Source organism: Actinoplanes sp. NPDC004185 (assembly GCF_053603475.1).
In genome coordinates this window covers 16,005-32,809 of sequence record NZ_JBSGFR010000009.1, presented here as the reverse complement: position 1 = coordinate 32,809, position 16,805 = coordinate 16,005, and the positions used below count along the sequence as shown (strand labels likewise).

Sequence of the window (16,805 nt, the reverse complement as noted above, 5' to 3'; positions counted from 1 at the left end):
ATGCGAGACACCTTCGTCGCCACCACCACCGCCCTGCTCGACGAGGACCCGCGGACCGCCGTCGTGATCGCCGACATCTCCGGCGACGCGTTCGCGCCGGCTCAGCGCCGGCATCCCGACCGGGTGCTCAACGTCGGCATCCGCGAGCAGCTCATGGCCGGGGTCGCCGGTGGGCTCGCGCTCACCGGGCTGCGGCCGTACGTGCACTCGTACGCGCCCTTCGTCATCGACCGGGCGTACGAGCAGATCAAGCTGGACCTGGGCCACCAGGATGTCGGCGCCGTGCTGGTCAGCATCGGCGCCTCGTACGACGCGTCCAGCGGGGGTTACACCCACCAGTCACCCGGCGACGTCGCCCTGCTGGACACCCTCGAGGGCTGGACCGTGCACGTGCCAGGTCACCCGAACGAGGTGCCCGCACTGCTGCGGGCGGCCGCCCGCAACGACGACCGGATCTACGTGCGGCTCTCGACCCAGCAGAACAGCCGGGCGTACGCGCCCACGGACAAGGTGCAGGTCGTGCGGCAGGGCTGGGCCGGGGCGCCGGTGGTGCTGGCGGTCGGGCCGATGCTCGACCCGGTGCTCGCCGCCACCGCTGACCTGGACGTCACGGTCGCGTACACGCTCACGCCGCGGCCGCTCGACACCCGGGGTCTGCGGGAGCTGGTCAGCCGCGAGGTGGTGGTGGTCGAGCCCTACCTGGCCGGCACGTCGAGCCGGCTGGTGGCGGCGGCGCTGTCCGACGTACCCCATCGCAGTTTGCATCTCGGGGTGGGCCGCGCGGAGCAGCGGCGGTACGGCACCCCCGCCGACCATGCGCGCTGGCACGGTCTGGACCCAGCCGGTCTGCGCACTTCGATCAGCGCGTTCCTGCAGGCCGGTGGTTAGGCGGCGACGGCGGCCGGAAAGGCGGGGGTGCGGCGCTCGCGGAACACGTGCTTGAGTAGCGTGTCGACGTGCCACACCTGCGCCGGCTCGGCCAGGCGCATCCGGAAGCGCTCGCGCACCCCGTCCACCGCCGTCGCCGCGACGTCCACGACGGACGTCCGCAGGTCGGGGTTCCAGGTGACGTCGCTCAGGTGCCGCAGGTTGGCGTTCAGGTGCAGCCGCAGCCGGTGCAGCACCCGGGTCTCCTGGATCACGACCATCCGGCGGTACGTCAGCAGCAGCAGGAAGTCCCCGGCCAGCGGCCGGTCCGGGCTCACGCACCTGGTGACCAGCACCGTGGCGTCGTCGGGCTCCACACAGCGGCGGAAGATGGGCATGTGCCGGCTCACGGTGGGGATCGCAACCCCGGCTTCGGCGGCGGCGGGAAGGAACGTACGGGAGAACACGTCCATGTGGCGTTTAACGGCCGCCGGACGGGGAAGCAGCGGGGAACACCCGATGAATATCGAATTACAGAAGCTCCAGCACCGTGGCGTTGGCCATTCCGCCGCCCTCGCACATCGTCTGCAGGCCGTAGCGGACCTTCGTCTGTCGCATGTGGTGGATCATCGTCGTCATGATCCGGGCCCCTGAGGCGCCAAGGGGATGTCCGAGGGCGATCGCCCCGCCGCGCGGGTTGAGCCGGGACGGATCGCCGCCGGTCTCGGCCCGCCAGGCCAGCGGTACGGGCGCGAACGCCTCGTTCACCTCGTACACGCCGATGTCGTCCAGGGTGAGACCCGCCTTGGCCAAGGCCTTCGCGGTGGCCGGGATCGGCGCGGTCAACATGATCACCGGATCGGCCGCCGCCACCACCGCCGTGTGCATGCGGGCGAGCGGCCGCAGGCCGTGCGCGGCCGCCCAGCGTGAGCTGGTGACGGCCAGGGCAGCCGCCCCGTCGGAGATCTGCGACGCGGAGCCGGCCGTGACCACGCCGTCCGCCTTGAACGGCGTCTTGAGCCCACCTAGCTTCTCCAGCGTGGTGTCGCGCCGGATGCCCTCGTCATGGGTGACGTCGCCGACCGGGACCACCTCCGCGTCGAACTCGCCGGCGTCCTGGGCCTTCGCCGCCGCGTCGTGGCTGGCCAGCGCGTACTCGTCCAGCTGGTGCCGGGACAGGCCCCACCGCTCGGCCATCATCTCGGCGCCGACGCCCTGGTTGAACACGGTCGTGCCGTAGCGCTCGGCGACCGCCGAGCCGTACGGATCGGCGCCGGCCGCACTGGAGCCCATCGGCACCCGGCTCATCGACTCGACCCCGCCGGCCACCACCAGATCGGCCTGCCCGGACAGCACGGTCGCCGCCGCGAAGTGCAGCGCCTGCTGGCTGGAGCCGCACTGCCGGTCCATCGTCGTGGCCGGCACCGACTCGGGCCAGCCGGCCGCCAGCACGGCGTTACGGCCGACGTTCCACGACTGCTCACCCACCTGGGACACACAGCCCCACATCACGTCCTCGACGTCCGCCGGGTCGATGCCCGTGCGCTCGGCCAGCGCCCGCAGCACCACCGCCGACAGGTCGACCGGATGCACCTGCGCCAGCCCGCCGTTGCGACGTCCGACAGGAGTGCGTACCGCCCCCACGATCACCGCGTCTCGCATACTGCCGACGGTACGCCGGGCTGCCATAGTGGTTCCATGTCGCCTCTTCAGTGGCGGGTGCGGCCCGTCCTGCCGATCGCCAAACTGCTCGGCGCGGTGGCCCTGGTCGCGCTGGTCCTGGCGTTCGGCCGCGGCGATCCGGTGCAATGGGTCATCGCGGCGGCGGTGGCCGCCGCGCTGACCGGCTGGGCGGTCCGGGACCTGATCGCGCCGATCCGGCTCAGTGCGGACACGAGCGGGGTGACCATGGTGGTCGGCTTCGTCCGGCGCCGGCACGTGGCCTGGCCGCAGATCGAACGCGTACGGGTGGACCGCCGCGAGCGGATGGGCCTGCGCAACCGGCTGCTGGAGATCGACGCCGGCGACAGCCTGCACCTGTTCAGCCTGCATGAGCTGGGCACGGACCCCGAAGAGGTCGCGGAGTCCCTCAACGCCCTGCGGGCCAACGCCCCGCTCTAGGGCAATTGCGGGGATCTGTCCCCGCTCGGCCGGTACGGCGGCGATGATCGTCCCTGGTGGTCATCGCCCGTATCTGTGCTGAGGAAACCGCATGCGCTTCACCCTTCCGTCCCTGCGACCCGTCATGCCCCGGCCCCGGCTTCCGTTACCGCCGGCCGAACCGATCGACGTGCCCGGTGAGCTGCCGGAATCGGCGAGCCGGCTGTCGTGGCGCTCTGCCCGCCGGGCCCGTCCGTCCGCTCCGACGGCGAGAGGTGCCGGCTGGACGAGCCGCCACCGGACTCTGACCGGGATCGTCGGGGCAGGCGCAGCCGTCGTGCTGCTGTGCTTCGGCGTCGGGTGGGGCACGAACGTCGATCAGGTGCGGCTGGGCCGGGGTTCCGGATCGGTCAGTGCGGGCGGGACCGCAGCCGGCCAGGCCGCGGAGGACCTGGTCGCGGCCCGGCGGACCGCGGAAGCCAAGGCCGCGGCGCGGCGAGTAGCGGAAGCCAAGGTTGCGGAAGAACAGGCCGAGGCCCGGCGCAGCGCGGAAGCCAAGGCCGCGGAAGAACGGGCCGCTGCGCAGCGGGCCGCGGACGACAAGGCGTTGGCCGCGAAATTGCTGGCCGCGAAGGCCGCCGATGCCCGGGCCGCCGAAGCCAGAGCCGCCGAGGCGAGGGCGGCCGATCGTGCCCACGCCCGCGAGGAGATCGTCATGCCCGGCCTCGTCGGCCTCGGGCTGGCCAGTGCCCTGGACGTGGCAGCACGCGCCGGCCTGACCGACGTCACGGTGTGCCACGCGCCGGAGGAGCCCCCCACCCCGCGGTCGGAATGGCGGGTCACCGGTCAGGACGTGGCCGCCGGCGTCCGGATCGGCGCAAGCCGGCGGGTCTGCCTGGCCGCGACCGGCCCTCAGCTCATCAAGGACAGCGTGCGGTAGACAGCCAGCGCCAGGAGGATCACCAGAATCGCTGCGCAGCCGACCCCTTGGACCAGGTTGCGTTTGTCGTTGGGCGCGTACGCCAGCACAGCCGCCGTCATCGCGCCGACGACCAGTCCGCCGAGGTGCCCCGCCACCGAGATGTTCGAGACGACGAAGGTGAAGACGACGTTGATGACGATCACCGGCAGGATCGGCGCCACGCTCAGATTCAGCCGCTTGAGCAGCACGAAGATGCCGGACATCAGTCCGAAGACAGCCGTCGACGCGCCCGCGGTCATCGAGTTCGGCGCGGCGAGCAGGTAGGCCGCCACGTTGCCGCCGAGGCCGGCCAGCAGGTAGAGGCCCACGAAGCGGGCCGGGCCGAGCACCCGTTCGATGTCGCGCCCCAGGAACCACAGGGCGTACATGTTCATCAGCAGGTGCAGCACGCCGTAGTGCAGGAACATCGCGGTGAACAGGCGATACCACTCGCCGTGGGCGATGCCGTGCGGGACCACGTCGCCGGCCGGGCCGTACACGGCGGAACCGAGCACCGCGCCCCACTCGGTGAGCGGGGTGCTGCCGCCCAGTAGTCCGCCCCAGCCGCCGCCGGCGACCGCGTTCGCGCCGCCGCTCAGGATGGAGACCAGCATCACGACGACGTTGATGCCGATCAGGACCTTGGTGGTCGTGCCGGCACGGCCGGCCACGCTGCCGCCGAAGGCGGTGCGGGCCGGCCGCTGCGTGCGCTTGCCCTGGGCAACGCACTCCGGGCACTGGTGGCCGACCGAGGCCTCGTTCATGCAGTCCGGGCAGATCGGCCGCTCGCAGCGGGTGCAACGGACGTAGGTCTCTTTCGACGGGTGTCGGTAGCAGACCGGCGCCGTCACCGGAGACTCACTCATACCCACAACGGTACCCGGACGGGGTAACGGAACTACGCCCGCTCGATCTCCACGCGCTCCACCACGACGTCCTCGCGCGGACGGTCGCCCGGGCCGGTCGGCGTGGCCGCGATCGAGTCGACGACCTTGGCCGACTGCTCGTCGGCGACCTGGCCGAAGATCGTGTGCCGGCGGTTGAGGTGCGGGGTGGCGCCCACGGTGATGAAGAACTGCGAGCCGTTCGTGCCCGGTCCGGCGTTCGCCATGGCGAGCAGGTAGGGACGGTCGAACTGCAGCTCCGGGTGGAACTCGTCGGCGAACTGGAAGCCCGGGCCACCGCGACCGGTGCCGGTCGGGTCGCCGAGCTGGATCATGAAGCCGGCGATGACCCGGTGCGAGATCGTCCCGTCGTAGTACGGGCCGTTGCCCTTCTGACCGGTCCGCGGGTCGACATAGTCCTTGGTGCCTTCCGCGAGCTCCACGAAGTTGCGCACGGTCGCCGGCGCGTGGTCCGGGAAGAGCTGGAGCCGGATCGGGCCGTGATTGGTGTGCAGGGTGGCGTAAAGAGTCTCGGCCACGGGTACTCCCATCAGTGTCGCGGTCGCCGGTCGCTAGGTGGAGGGCCGGCGCTGGACAGTTCTTTGCAGTTCGGATCCTCCCCCATGTGTCTGATCCGGCAACGCGGGGGTACCCAAGAGGGCAACATGACGTGGGAGAGAACCACAGGAGGTGGGCACTGGTGTTCGCAACGATGCGACGGAAGAACCGCAGCGCAAAGATGAAGAGCGAGCTCGGTCAGAGCGTTGATCACTTCAAGCGTGCGGCATCGCTCGCCGCACAGGAGACCAGCGCGACCGTGGGTCCCCGTTTCTATGCCGCCCGCGACCGCGTGCAGCCGACGGCCAGCAAGGCCAAGGATGCCGCGTCGAGCAGCTGGGGCAGCGCCGTGGCGACGCTGACGCCGCTGGTCACCGCCGCGACTGAGAAGGCGCAGCAGGTCAGCAAGAGCACGGCCAAGGCGAGCAAGAAGGACGTCAAGGCCAGCAAGAAGGACGTCAAGAAGAACGCCAAGAAGCTGCAGAAGCGGGCCGACAAGACGCTGGGCCGCAAGCAGAAGAGCCGTACGGGCAGCAAGCTCGGCGGTCTGCTGCTGGCCGGCGCCGCAGTGGGTGCCGCAGGCGCGTACGTGATGCGCAAGCGTCGTCAGGAGCAGTGGGACGAGTACGACCCGAGCCCCGCGACGACGCGGATCACCAGCACCGACGAGGCCCTGGCCGAGCCGGCTGACCTGTCCGGTCCGTCGGGCTTCGTCACGCCGAAGGGCGAGACCGGCCCGGTCGTCGGAGCTGCCGGCTCGGACCCGGCCAAGAACGTCGACTCGACGGTCGGTGCCGGCACCGCGGAGCCCGCCATCGAGCTGGTGGACGTCGACCCGGTCGACCAGACCCAGTCGGCGCAGCACAGCCCGAAGGTGGCCCGGCTGGCCAGCGGCGGCCAGAAGAAGAACTGACCCCCGGTTACGCAGATCCTGCAGGCGGGTGGGCGCTCCGGACGGAGCCGTCCGCCCGCCTCGCTGCGTTCAGCCCGGCCGGTCAGCCCTCGGTGGATTTGCCCTGGCGGGCGCGCACCGGGTCGAGCGCCGGCCCCTGCGGCAGCAGCGAGACGAGCTGGCCGGGGATCGGGGCGGGCTCGACACCGGCGTAACCGAGGCGGGGCAGCACCTCCCGGTTGGCGACCGGATAGCGGCGTCCGGTGTCCGTCACGATGCTGACCGTGCCACTACCGGCCGGCGCCGTGGGTGAAGCGGCCGCCACGACCAGCGCCCCCTTGCCGCGCGGCACGTGCACCAGATCGGCCTGCACGCCACCCGCGACGGCCGGCGCACCCGCGACCGGGCTGCCGTTCGGAGCCGTCGGGCCGATCCGGATGCTGATCACGCCCCGGCCGGCGTCACCCTTGGCGTCCTCGCCGTCGTAGGTGAGACACACCTGCTCCGGGCCGTTGAGCAGCACCGGGACCGCGGGCGGCAGGCCCGCGGCGGCGGCCTCGCCGATCAGCTGGGTCCGCGAGTGCGGCAGGCTGCTGTACAGATTGAGGTCCATGTCCCGGCGGTCGTACGCCTCCGGGTCGACCTGCAGCAGCCGCGCCTGCACGTCGGTGATGTCGGCCACGCCGTCGCCCAGCACGACGCCCCACTTGTCCGTGCCGCTGGCGTCGCCCCGGATGCGCAGCAGCTGGCCGATCTCGAAGTCGTCGATCGCCGTTGACGGGTCACCGAGGTCCCGGATCGCCGGCGGCTTGAGGTCCGGCCCGATCGGCACCGCGTTGATCCAGGCCGCCGCCACCGGCAGCGGCTGCTGGGTCCAGCCCAGGAAGGACTGGGTGCGCTGGAGCCGGCCGGCCGGGATCAGGAACCGCTTGTTGTTGTAGACCAGGTAGGTGCGCCCGGACGGGTCGACGACGAGCAGGCCGCGCAGGTCGGCGGCGGGAGTGTCGGCCCGGGGCACGGGCAGCACGGTGCCGTCGGTGAGCCGGTCGCCGACCACGAGCAGGCTCTGCGCCGGGGTGCCGGAGCCGGAATCGGCCGGCGTCCGCGAGCAGACCGTCCACACCCGCGGCACCATCCCGCCCTTGGCCGCCGGCAGCGAGTCGGGGGCGTCCGGGATGCCGAGCGGATCGCCCAGCTGCACCTTGGCCAGGCTCTGCGAGGAGGCGTCGACCATCTTGGGCTCGGTCGCGTTGGCGATCAGCAGGGCCGAGCTGTAGTTGAGCACCGGGTGCATCCGGTCGTCGGACTTGAGGTAGACGAAGCGGGCGCCCGAACCCTTCTCCAGGAAGACCACCGCCTCGTTGCGCGGATCGACCGAGCTGCGCCCCTTGAGCAGGCCGTAGACGGCGGCGCCACCGACGGCCAGCGACGCGACGACCAGGCTGATCAGGGCGGCGCTGCCGGCCCGGCGCAGCGGCGAGCGGTGCGGATCGGGGTCGTGGGTGACCAGCGCGGCCACCACCCGCTGCTGCGAGTACTGGTACGAGTGCAGCTGATCCTGGCGTGACGGCACGCGACTTCCCTCCCCAGGGCGACTCCGTCACTGTAAAGGTCGGCCGGGGACGGTGGGGGGCGGGTCAGAGCCAGCCGTTGCGGCGGAACGCCCGGTAGAGCAGCACCGAGATGGCGAGCATCAACGTGATCAGCGCCGGGTAGCTGTACTGCCAGGCGAGCTCGGGCATGTGCTCGAAGTTCATCCCGTACACGCCGGCGATCGCGGTCCAGACCGTCGCGATACCGGCCCAGGCGGCGATCTTGCGCATGTCGTTGTTCTGGTCCACGGTGACCTGGGCCAGCCGGGCCTGCAGGATCGAGTTGAGCAGATCGTCGTACGAGGCGACCTGCTCGACCGTCCGGGTCAGGTGGTCCTGCACGTCGCGGAAGTAGCGCCGGATCTCCTTGGGCACCTGCCGGCTCTGCGGGGAGGTGATCGTGGCCAGCGGCCGCTGCAGCGGCACCACCGCCCGGCGGAACTCCACGATCTCGCGCTTCATCTGGTAGATCTGCTGCACCGGGCTGCCGCTGTCCCGGGAGAAGGCACCCTCCTCGATGATGTCGAGGTCGGTCTCCACCTGGTCGGCCACGGCGATGTACGCGTCCACCACCCGGTCGGTCACGGCGTACGCGACCGCCCACGGCCCCTGCGCGAGCAGTTCGCCACGGGCCTCCATGTCGGCCCGCACGGGCGCGAGCCGGGAGGCGTCGCCGTGCCGGACCGTGATGACGAAGCGCTCGCCGACGAAGAGCATCATCTGCCCGGTCTCGACCACCTGGGAGGTCTCGGTCAGCTCGCCGTGCGGCACGTAGCGCGCGGTGCGCAGCACCAGGAAGTGCACCGAGTTGAACTGCTCCAGCTTGGGCCGCTGCTCCGCCTTGACCGCGTCCTCGACCGCGAGCTCGTGCAGGTCGTACGTGCGCGCGATGGCCGCCATCTCGGCCGCGGTGGGCTCGTGCAGGCCGAGCCAGACGAAGGCGTTCTCGCGGCTGCAGGCCTCGCGCAGCGCCTCGTCCGGGGTGAAGTCACCGGGCTCGCGCTTGCCGTCGACGTAGACGCCGCAGTCCACCACCGCCGTGCCGTGGTAGGGCCGGCCGGGCTCGTCGGGCCGGCCGTCGTCGGCGCCGAGGAAGCGGTTCATCGCCCGGACCGGGGCGGTCCAGGCCCGGGACAGTGACCGGTTGACGCCGGTGGTCCGGCTGCGGTGCACGTCGTCGCTCATGGCTGCCTCCCCCAGGGGTGATGTCGGCCGGCCTCGGGGTGAGGCCTGCACGAGGCTACGCCCGTTACCTTGCCCGGCCGGGCCACCCGCATGCCGGCCGGCCGGGTGGCGCCGGACGGACCGGCCGCATTTCGGGGGGTGAAGGTGCGATCGGCCCGCCCGGCGCCGGGGGGCGGGGGTGGGTGTCGACGCACCGGGCCGCATGGTCATGCAGCCGGTGCAGCAGCATTGTGAGCCGAACGCCGGTCCCGGCGAAACCCGGGACCGGCGTCTGAGGCGCAGTGTCGGAAACCCGACAGTCAGGCAGGTATCAGGCAGAGACCTCGGCGATGGCCGCGGCCAGCCGGCGTACGCCCTCGTCGATCTGGTCGACGGTGACCGCGGAGAACGCCAGCCGCACCGACGACTTACCGCCGTCCAGCAGGAAGTCGCTGCCCTTGACCACGGCGACACCCTTCTTCATGGCCGCCGGGAACAGCTTGTCGACGTCCACCGAGGACGGCAGATCCACCCACAGGAAGTAGCCGCCGTCGGGCTCGGTGAAGGTGGCGCCGGGGATGTGCTCGCGCAGCGAGGCGGCGAGGACCCGGGCCCGCTCGGCGAGCGCCGTGCTGACCGTCTGCACCGACCGCTCGATGTCGCCCGAGACGCAGAACTGGTGCACGATCGCCTCGGACACCATGCCGGGCGAGATGTAGAGGTTGGTGGCCTTCTTGGCGATGGCGTCGATCAGGGCGGCCGGGCCGACCAGGTAACCGACGCGCACACCGGGGCACACCGTCTTGGTGAAGCTGGAGGCGTGCACGACCACGTTCTCCGAGTCCATCGACAGCATCGACGGCAGGGCCTCGCCGCGGAAGCGGATGTCCACGTACGGGTCGTCCTCGAAGATCGTGAAGCCGTACTCGACCGCCAGGCTCAGCAGGGCCTGCCGCTTCTCCAGGGAGAGCGTGACACCGGCCGGGTTCTGGTAGTTCGGGATGATGTGGGCGAGCTTCGGGCGCAGGCCCGCCTCGAGCATCCCCTTGAGCTCGGCGACGTCGATGCCGTCCGGCTCGATCGTCACCTGGTGCACCTTGCCGCCCAGGTTCTGCAGGTTCAGCAGGGTGCGGTCGTAGGTCGGCTTCTCCACGATCACGTCGTCGCCGGCGTTGACCAGGTGGTTGAAGAGGAACGCGTCGGCCTGCAGCGAACCGTTCGTCACGATGACCTGGTCCGCGTCGACGCCGTGCTTCTCGGCGATCCACTTGCGCAGCGGGACGTAACCGACAGAGGTGCCGTAGGCGGTCACCCCGGCCGGATCGGCGTCGAAGGCCCGGGCGGCGGCGGCCTTGAGGCCCTGCACGTCGATGATGTCCAGGGACGGAGCCCCTCTTGCGAACGAGATCAGCTGCTCAGCGGTCATGCCCCAAGCTTACGAGCAGGCTCTATGTCATTTTTCGAGTGTCCCCCGACCCCGCCGTCCGACGGCGGAGCTCTCGTCGGGGGCGACGACGGCCGCATTTCTTCCAGCGCCGGTCATCCGCACGCAAGCATTTTCCGCACTGGCCGAGGACGGCTCCGCGGTCCTGCACAATCTCGGTATGTGAACCCACCGCTATCCTCGGCTGGCACGCCCCTCACTTCGGGAAGGAACCACCCCATGATCGGCTTGGTACTCGCCGCCGGCGCCGGACGCAGGCTGCGCCCCTACACGGACACGCTGCCCAAGGCGCTGGTCCCCGTGGACGGGGAGACCACGATCATGGACATCTCCCTGCGCAACCTCGCGGCGGCCGGGCTGACGGACGTGACGATCGTGGTCGGCTACCAGGCCGGCGCGGTCGAGCAGCGCAAGGACGCGTTCGAGCAGAAGTACGGCGTGAAGATCTCCCTGGTGCACAACGACAAGGCCGAGGAGTGGAACAACGCCTACTCGCTGTGGCTGGCGCGGGACCACTTCGCCCAGGGTGCACTGCTCGTGAACGGCGACACCGTGCACCCGGTGAGCGTCGAGCAGACCCTGCTGGCCAACCGCGGCCCCGGCATCCTGCTCGCCATCGACAATGTGAAGAAGCTTGCTGACGAGGAGATGAAGGCTGTCTTCTCGGCAGATGGCCGGCTCACGAAGATCACGAAGCTCATGGAGCCGGCCGAGGCATCGGGCGAGTACATCGGCGCCACGATCATCGAGGCCGAGGCGGCCGCCGGGCTGGCCGACGCGCTGCAGGCGACCTTCGAGCGCAACCCCGACCTGTACTACGAGGACGGCTACCAGGAGTACGCCAACCGCGGCGGTGAGATCCGGGGCGCGGCGATCGGCGACATCCCGTGGGTCGAGGTGGACAACCACGACGACCTCGCCAAGGCGCGGGACATCGCATGCCGTTACTAGCCCGCAGCGTCCAGACGCCGCTGCACATCGACGTCCGCCGGGGCGCGGTCGCGGACCTGGGCCGCATTTTGGCCGACGGCCGGATCTCGGCCGGCGGTGACGTGGCCGTGGTGGTCGGCCCGGGTCAGGGTGAGCGGATCGCCGAGATGATCCGGCCGTCGCTGGGCTCGGCCGACGTCTACACGACCACCGGCGGCACCCTCGACGCCGCGCTGGAGCTGGCGGCGAAGCTGCGCTCCCGCTCGTACGACGCGGTGGTCGGCATCGGTGGCGGCAAGACCGTCGACGCGGCCAAGTACGCGGCCAACCGCTGGGGCATGCCGATGGTGTCGGTGGCCACCAGCCTGGCCAACGACGGCATCGCGTCCCCGGTGGCCAGCCTCATCAACGACGGGATCAAAGGCTCGTACGGGGTGCACATCCCGTACGCGGTGATCGTCGACCTGGACTTCGTGGAGAACGGCCCGGACCGGGTCAACCGGGCCGGCATCGGCGACGTGATCAGCAACATCAGCGCGCTGGCCGACTGGGACCTGGGCCGGGAGGTCCGCGGCGAGCCGGTCGACGGCCTGGCCGCGTCCCTGTCGCGGGTCGGCGCCGAGGCCATTCTCAGCATGCCGGGCGACATGCAGGACGACGCGTTCGTCACCATCCTGGCCGAGGCGCTGATCTCGAGCGGCCTGGCCATGGCGGTGTGCGGCAGCAGCCGCCCGTGCAGCGGCGGCTGCCACGAGATCATCCACGCGACGGACACGCTGTTCCCCGGCACGGCCTCGCACGGCGAGCTCGCCGGCCTGGGCGCGCTGTACTGCACGTTCCTGCGGGGCGACGAGCGCCGCTTCGCCCAGATGTCCGACTGCCTGGTGCGGCACAGCCTGCCCCGCACGGCCGCCGACGTCGGCCTGACCCGCGAGCAGCTGGTCGAGGTCGTCGACTTCGCGCCGCGGACCCGGCCGGACCGTTACACCATCCTGGAACACCTCGCGATGTCGCCGGACGAGATCCGCAGGAAGCTGGCCGAATATGACGACGCCGTCGCCGGCCGCTGAGCCGACAGTGGAACGCCCGCCCACCGCCGCCGACTACTACGGCGTCAACCGGGGTGGCGGGCTGTTCAGTGAGGCGATCAGCCAGCGGGTCGGTGCCCGGATCGCCGTCTTCGCCCACAAGCACCGGCTCGCACCCACCGTGCTGACCGTGGCGAATCTGGGGCTCAGCTGCCTGGTCTCGTTCGTGGTCGTGGCGGCGGCCGGCCCGGTGGCCGAGGGCCAGGTGTGGGCCTGGCCGGTGGGACTGCTCGCGCTGGTCGGATGGCAGTTCGCGTACGCGCTGGACTGCTCGGACGGCCAGCTGGCCCGGGTCACCGGCCAGACCAGCGCGGCCGGCGGCCGGGTCGACGTGCTGTGCGACGTGGCCGGTCAGATCGCGCTGGTGGCGGCCCTGTCCGCAGTCGCCGAGGCGCAGGTTCCGGAGACCCCGGCGTGGCTGGTCGCCGCCTTCGCGGGCACCTGGATGGTCAACCTGGTCACCTCGGTGATGCAGACCGGCAGCCAGGCGTCGAGCATGGTGACGAGCCGCTCGCTGCCCGTCCGCGTGGTCAAGCTGGTCCGCGACTACGGCGCGGTGATCGCCCTGGCCGGCCTGGTGCTGACTCTGGCGCCACAGTGGACGATCTTCGTGATCGGCGCGTTCACGCTGGTCAACGGCGCCTTCCTGGCCGCCAGCATCGCCTTCTCGGGCCGGTCTGCCCTGAAGGGCTGACTCAGACGCGCACGGGGATCGCCGACGAGGTCCCCAGCACCTTGCCGTTGCTGTCGAGCGCTTCGGCGACCACGTACTCCGGGGTGCCCGGCAGCTTGAGCGTGGTCTCGAAGCCGGTGCGGCCGGCCTCGGCGGTCTGGGTCAGCGCGCGCGGCTGGCCGCCGGCCCGGGCCCGCCACTTGGCGACCTTCGTGCTGCCGTTCCAGCTGGTGCTGACGACCACGTTGCCGCCATCGACGTGCAGGCCCAGGGCGGGCTGGTCCAGCGGCGCCCCGGCCCACTCAGCCTTGTACGCGCGGTACGACTGGTTGTCGAGCGGCAGGTGCCCGTCGAGCCGCACGGTGCCGTCCGGGGCGTACTCGGTGAAGTAGGGCTTCTGCCCCCAGCCGATGAACGAGCCGCCGTCGGCCAGCTCGCGGAAGTTGCCCTGCGTCGGGGCCGAGAGCTTCTCGGGGTGCAGGAACTCCTGCACGAAGGTGACCGTCCGGGCGGCCTCGTCGACCTTGAAGATCAGGCCGCGGGACTGCTCGCGCTCCTTGGTGATGCCGGCGCCGTTGTCGAAGATGCTGTACGACCCGTCGCGCCGGCGCCGGAAGTCGTGCTGCCAGCTGAACTTGGCCCTCTCGTCGACGGTGAAGTCGGACTTCTTGCCGCCGATGCGCCAGAGCACCTTGCCCGACTTGCGATCGATCTTGTAATTGGTCCAGGTGTGCCGGGCCGAGGCGAGGATGTGCCCGTCCGCGTCGAGCCCGACCGAGTTGGCGTGGAAGTAGTCGTACGGCAGGTGCGCGGAGTCGCCCTCGGGCAGCGGCGCGTACGACTCGGACAGCTCGACGTGGTCCCGGGCCCGCCACTCGAAGACCCGCTTGCCCGTCCGGATGTCGACCTCCTGGATCACCCCGTCGTGCAGCACGCCGTCGGCCGGCCCACCGAGCGCGGACAAGTCGTACGGGACCGGGTCGTAGACCCAGAAGATCGCGGTGTCGTCCGGCGTGATCACGAAGTCGTGCTGATCAGCCTGCTCGGAGCCCGCCGCCCGGACCCGGGTGATCTCCCGGTACGAGGTGTCGGCGATGACGAACTCGCCCTGCCCGACGCCCTGCCCGCCGGTGCCGCCGATGGTCCCTTCCCACCAGGTCAGGACGGGCTTGTTCCGGTACTGCTGGACCTTGAAGTCGATCGCCACCGTGGCCGGGTCGGGCACCTTGCGGAACCAGACCGGCGAACCCTTGTCGTCGACGATCAGCGGACCCCAGAGCCCCGTCCCGGACGCCGGGGTCAGGAAGATGTAGCCGGGGGCGGTCGCGTTGGCCGGCGTCGTGATCGTGACGTCGGGCAGCGTGCGCAGGTCGGGGCGGGACCGGTACTTCGCGGGACCGGCCTGCGGGGCGGCCGGCGGCGTTCCGGCGTCGTCCTTGCTGTCGGCGATCGCATAGCCGGCCCCGGCGCCGGCCGCGGTGAAGACCACGGCGCCGCCGACGCCGAGCAGGAGGTTGCGGCGCGAAAGTTTGGCTTCGGTCACGGGGCCAGCTTTCCCCGTTTCGATGGTGATCTACCTCGATGCGGGGTGGGAATTGCCTGTGAGCCCGGCATAGATGTCGATGAGTCGCCGGGTCACCACGTCCGGGTGGAAAGCCTGCAGGTAGCGGTCGCGGGCGGCGGGCGCGACGGCCGCGGCGTCGACGCGGGCGATCGGCAGCGCGGTGGCCAGCTTCTCCGGGTCGGGCCCGACCGCCCAGCCCGCCGGGGCCACGGTTTCGCCGATCCCGAGCAGGTACGGGATCCCGCCGACGTCGGTGCCGAGCACCGGCCGGCCCGCGGCCATCGCCTCCAGGATCACCGTCGGCAGCACGTCGTCCCAGGTCGGCACGGCCACGATCACCGAGGCGGCGCGGCGGGCGGCGACCATGCCGGCCTGGTCGAGCGGGCCGAGATAGGTGACGTCGGCCCGCTCGGCCGCCGCCTGCTCGGCCAGCGGCCGCAGCTCCCCGTCGCCCGCGATGCGCAGCTGTCCCAGCGCCCCGTCGGGGTGCCGGCGCCACGCGTCGAGCAGCAGCGCCAGGCCCTTCTCGGGGGAGAGCCGGGCGGCGTACAGGAAACCGTCACCCAGCGGCTCCGGATCGCCGGGATCCGGCAGGCCGTTCGGCTTGATCACGATGCGGTCGTCCGGAATGCCGTAGTTCCGCAGGTGCTCGGCGATCCGCCCGGTCAGCGCGATGTAGCGGTCCACCGACTTCCAGGTCGGCCGGTGCACCGCCAGCGTGGTCGCCATCAGGGCGCTCTGCGCCGCCGAGCCGCGGTAGCACTTGTGCACGACGGCCGGCCAGCCCACCACCCTGCCCCGGCAGTCGTGGCAGTTGTGCCCGTCCCGGAAGTAGAGCCCGGACGAGCAGACCTGCCGGTAGTTGTGCACGGTCTGCACGACCGGCACGCCGTGCGCGTGCGCGGTCCGCACGACCGACGGCGACAGCAACGGGTACGGGTTGTGCAGGTGCAGCAGATCCGGGCGCTCCCGCCGCAGCAGGTCCGCGAGGTCCCGCTGCGCCGCCCGGCCGAAGATCGGCGACAGCGGCAGCAGGGCCTTCTGCGCCAGCGGCAGCTCCCCGATCGAGTCGGACGCGCGCTGGAACGGCAGCACCTCGATCCCGGCCGCCGTGAGCTGCGCGATCTCCGTGTCGACGATGACGTTCTCGCCGGACGGGATGGCCTCGCGATATCTGTTGTGCGCTACGACGACCTTCACGCCGGGAAACGCTACCGTTGAGGGCGTGCCGGAGCTTCCCGAGGTCGAGGCGCTCGCTGCGTACCTGCGGGAGCGTGCGGTCGGCCGTACCGTCCAGCGTTTCGAGGTCTCGTCCTTCAGCGCGCTGAAGACCTACGACCCGCCCGCCTCCGCTGTCGCCGGCCTGGTCGTCACCGCCGCCGGCCGGCACGGCAAGTTCCTGGATCTCAGCCTGGGCCCGGAGCTGCACCTGGTCGTGCACCTGGCCCGGGCCGGCTGGCTGCACTACCGCGAGTCGTTCAAGTCGCCCGCGCCGCTCAAGCCGGGCAGCGGGCCGATCGCGATCCGGGTACGCCTCGACGACGAGTCCGGCTTCGACCTGACCGAGGCCGGCACCCAGAAGTCACTGGCGGCGTACCTCGTGCGTGACCCCGCCGAGGTGCCCGGCGTGTCGCGGCTGGGCCCCGACGCGCTGGAGGTCGACCGCGACCAGTTCGCCGAGCGGCTGCGCAGCCGCCGGGGCCAGGTCAAGGGCGTGCTCACCGACCAGGAGGTGCTGGCCGGCATCGGCAACGCCTACTCCGACGAGATCCTGCACGTGGCGAAGATGTCGCCGTTCGCGCTGACCCACAAGCTGACCGACGAGCAGATCAGCACCCTGTTCGAGGCCATGCGCCAGGTGGAGACCGACGCCGTGACCCGCTCGGTGGGGCAGAAGGCCGCCGAGCTCAAGGGTGAGAAGCGCGCCGGGATGCGGGTCCACGCCCGCACCGGCCTGCCCTGCCCGGTGTGCGGTGACACAGTCCGCGAGGTCTCGTTCGCCGACAAGAGCCTGCAGTACTGCCCGACGTGCCAGACGGGCGGAAAGCCGCTCGCCGACCGCCGGTTGTCCAAGTTGATCCGATAGTC

The 16,805-nt window shown here is 71.3% G+C and carries 17 protein-coding genes; 8 read left to right on the top strand and 9 right to left on the bottom strand.

Going from position 1 to position 16,805, the window contains the following annotated elements; all coding sequences use genetic code 11:
• Positions 1-888, top strand: coding sequence for a transketolase family protein (locus tag ACWEOZ_RS11350; protein ID WP_451910621.1), 888 nt, complete (start codon positions 1-3; stop codon positions 886-888).
• On the opposite strand, the gene ACWEOZ_RS11345 is transcribed toward ACWEOZ_RS11350, so the two are convergent.
• Both ACWEOZ_RS11345 and ACWEOZ_RS11340 read right to left on the bottom strand, forming a co-directional pair.
• Positions 885-1,340, bottom strand: coding sequence for a hypothetical protein (locus ACWEOZ_RS11345; RefSeq protein WP_451910620.1), 456 nt, complete (start codon positions 1,338-1,340; stop codon positions 885-887). The two genes, ACWEOZ_RS11350 and ACWEOZ_RS11345, sit on opposite strands and share 4 nt — an antisense overlap.
• 58 nt (positions 1,341-1,398) lie before the next feature.
• The gene (locus tag ACWEOZ_RS11340; protein ID WP_451910619.1) at positions 1,399-2,529 is read right to left on the bottom strand and encodes a thiolase family protein; all 1,131 of its coding nucleotides are present in this window, start codon (positions 2,527-2,529) and stop codon (positions 1,399-1,401) included.
• Positions 2,530-2,565: 36 nt separating this feature from the next.
• Here ACWEOZ_RS11340 and ACWEOZ_RS11335 point away from each other — a divergent pair, with 36 nt between their 5' ends.
• Positions 2,566-2,988 (top strand): PH domain-containing protein, encoded by a 423-nt coding sequence (locus ACWEOZ_RS11335; protein WP_451910618.1) that lies wholly within the window; start codon positions 2,566-2,568, stop codon positions 2,986-2,988.
• A 91-nt stretch (positions 2,989-3,079) separates the two neighbouring features.
• Entirely contained in the window at positions 3,080-3,907 is an 828-nt protein-coding gene (locus ACWEOZ_RS11330) for a PASTA domain-containing protein (RefSeq protein ID WP_451910617.1), read from the top strand.
• Here ACWEOZ_RS11330 and ACWEOZ_RS11325 read toward each other — a convergent pair.
• Both ACWEOZ_RS11325 and ACWEOZ_RS11320 read right to left on the bottom strand, forming a co-directional pair.
• A complete protein-coding gene (locus ACWEOZ_RS11325; RefSeq protein WP_451910616.1) occupies positions 3,880-4,794 on the bottom strand; it encodes a rhomboid family intramembrane serine protease in 915 nt (304 codons plus the stop codon). The two genes, ACWEOZ_RS11330 and ACWEOZ_RS11325, sit on opposite strands and share 28 nt — an antisense overlap.
• 32 nt (positions 4,795-4,826) lie before the next feature.
• Positions 4,827-5,351 carry a peptidylprolyl isomerase gene (locus ACWEOZ_RS11320; RefSeq protein WP_451910615.1) on the bottom strand — a complete coding sequence of 175 codons (525 nt, stop codon included), beginning with the start codon at positions 5,349-5,351 and terminating at the stop codon, positions 4,827-4,829.
• 200 nt (positions 5,352-5,551) lie between these two features.
• Between ACWEOZ_RS11320 and ACWEOZ_RS11315 the strand changes: the two genes are divergently transcribed.
• Positions 5,552-6,283, top strand: coding sequence for a hypothetical protein (locus ACWEOZ_RS11315; RefSeq protein ID WP_451910614.1), 732 nt, complete (start codon positions 5,552-5,554; stop codon positions 6,281-6,283).
• A gap of 82 nt (positions 6,284-6,365) precedes the next feature.
• Here the strand turns inward: ACWEOZ_RS11315 and eccB are convergent, their stop codons facing one another.
• From eccB to ACWEOZ_RS11300, 3 genes are all read right to left on the bottom strand, one after another.
• On the bottom strand, positions 6,366-7,835 hold the full coding sequence (gene eccB, locus ACWEOZ_RS11310; protein WP_451910613.1) for a type VII secretion protein EccB: 1,470 nt from the start codon (positions 7,833-7,835) through the stop codon (positions 6,366-6,368).
• 64 nt (positions 7,836-7,899) lie between these two features.
• Complete coding sequence (gene corA / locus ACWEOZ_RS11305) at positions 7,900-9,039, bottom strand: magnesium/cobalt transporter CorA (protein WP_451910612.1); 1,140 nt, start codon at positions 9,037-9,039, stop codon at positions 7,900-7,902.
• Between the two features lie 310 nt (positions 9,040-9,349).
• Positions 9,350-10,444: an aminotransferase-like domain-containing protein gene (locus ACWEOZ_RS11300; protein WP_451910611.1), complete on the bottom strand. Its 1,095-nt coding sequence runs from the start codon at positions 10,442-10,444 to the stop codon at positions 9,350-9,352.
• A gap of 237 nt (positions 10,445-10,681) precedes the next feature.
• Here ACWEOZ_RS11300 and ACWEOZ_RS11295 point away from each other — a divergent pair, with 237 nt between their 5' ends.
• Genes ACWEOZ_RS11295 through ACWEOZ_RS11285 form a run of 3 tightly spaced genes read left to right on the top strand, consistent with a single transcriptional unit; the run spans position 10,682 to position 13,174 of the window.
• A complete protein-coding gene (locus tag ACWEOZ_RS11295) occupies positions 10,682-11,413 on the top strand; it encodes a phosphocholine cytidylyltransferase family protein (protein ID WP_451910610.1) in 732 nt (243 codons plus the stop codon).
• A complete protein-coding gene (locus ACWEOZ_RS11290; RefSeq protein WP_451910609.1) occupies positions 11,401-12,462 on the top strand; it encodes an iron-containing alcohol dehydrogenase family protein in 1,062 nt (353 codons plus the stop codon). Before ACWEOZ_RS11295 ends, ACWEOZ_RS11290 begins: the two co-directional genes overlap by 13 nt.
• Positions 12,437-13,174 (top strand): CDP-alcohol phosphatidyltransferase family protein, encoded by a 738-nt coding sequence (locus ACWEOZ_RS11285; RefSeq protein ID WP_451910608.1) that lies wholly within the window; start codon positions 12,437-12,439, stop codon positions 13,172-13,174. The genes ACWEOZ_RS11290 and ACWEOZ_RS11285 overlap by 26 nt, the downstream gene beginning before the upstream one ends.
• 1 nt (position 13,175) lies before the next feature.
• Here the strand turns inward: ACWEOZ_RS11285 and ACWEOZ_RS11280 are convergent, their stop codons facing one another.
• Together ACWEOZ_RS11280 and ACWEOZ_RS11275 are read right to left on the bottom strand one after the other, a co-directional pair.
• Positions 13,176-14,696, bottom strand: a complete 1,521-nt coding sequence (locus ACWEOZ_RS11280; protein ID WP_451910607.1) for an arylsulfotransferase family protein — start codon at positions 14,694-14,696, stop codon at positions 13,176-13,178.
• Positions 14,697-14,726: 30 nt separating this feature from the next.
• Positions 14,727-15,917, bottom strand: coding sequence for a glycosyltransferase family 4 protein (locus tag ACWEOZ_RS11275; protein ID WP_451910606.1), 1,191 nt, complete (start codon positions 15,915-15,917; stop codon positions 14,727-14,729).
• A gap of 25 nt (positions 15,918-15,942) precedes the next feature.
• Here ACWEOZ_RS11275 and ACWEOZ_RS11270 point away from each other — a divergent pair, with 25 nt between their 5' ends.
• Positions 15,943-16,803, top strand: coding sequence for an Fpg/Nei family DNA glycosylase (locus ACWEOZ_RS11270; protein WP_451910605.1), 861 nt, complete (start codon positions 15,943-15,945; stop codon positions 16,801-16,803).
• Positions 16,804-16,805 lie beyond the last annotated feature (2 nt).

Excerpts from the sequence above, each read along its gene's own strand:
- ACWEOZ_RS11295 (WP_451910610.1), top strand. The coding sequence starts at position 10,682 with ATGATCGGCTTGGTACTCGCCGCCGGCGCCGGACGCAGGCTGCGCCCC.
- ACWEOZ_RS11290 (WP_451910609.1), top strand. The coding sequence starts at position 11,401 with ATGCCGTTACTAGCCCGCAGCGTCCAGACGCCGCTGCACATCGACGTC.
- ACWEOZ_RS11340 (WP_451910619.1), bottom strand. The coding sequence starts at position 2,529 with ATGCGAGACGCGGTGATCGTGGGGGCGGTACGCACTCCTGTCGGACGT.
- ACWEOZ_RS11350 (WP_451910621.1), top strand. The coding sequence starts at position 1 with ATGCGAGACACCTTCGTCGCCACCACCACCGCCCTGCTCGACGAGGAC.
- ACWEOZ_RS11345 (WP_451910620.1), bottom strand. The coding sequence starts at position 1,340 with ATGGACGTGTTCTCCCGTACGTTCCTTCCCGCCGCCGCCGAAGCCGGG.
- ACWEOZ_RS11330 (WP_451910617.1), top strand. The coding sequence starts at position 3,080 with ATGCGCTTCACCCTTCCGTCCCTGCGACCCGTCATGCCCCGGCCCCGG.
- ACWEOZ_RS11300 (WP_451910611.1), bottom strand. The coding sequence starts at position 10,444 with ATGACCGCTGAGCAGCTGATCTCGTTCGCAAGAGGGGCTCCGTCCCTG.
- ACWEOZ_RS11335 (WP_451910618.1), top strand. The coding sequence starts at position 2,566 with ATGTCGCCTCTTCAGTGGCGGGTGCGGCCCGTCCTGCCGATCGCCAAA.
- ACWEOZ_RS11315 (WP_451910614.1), top strand. The coding sequence starts at position 5,552 with ATGAAGAGCGAGCTCGGTCAGAGCGTTGATCACTTCAAGCGTGCGGCA.
- ACWEOZ_RS11285 (WP_451910608.1), top strand. The coding sequence starts at position 12,437 with ATGACGACGCCGTCGCCGGCCGCTGAGCCGACAGTGGAACGCCCGCCC.
- corA (WP_451910612.1), bottom strand. The coding sequence starts at position 9,039 with ATGAGCGACGACGTGCACCGCAGCCGGACCACCGGCGTCAACCGGTCA.
- ACWEOZ_RS11325 (WP_451910616.1), bottom strand. The coding sequence starts at position 4,794 with ATGAGTGAGTCTCCGGTGACGGCGCCGGTCTGCTACCGACACCCGTCG.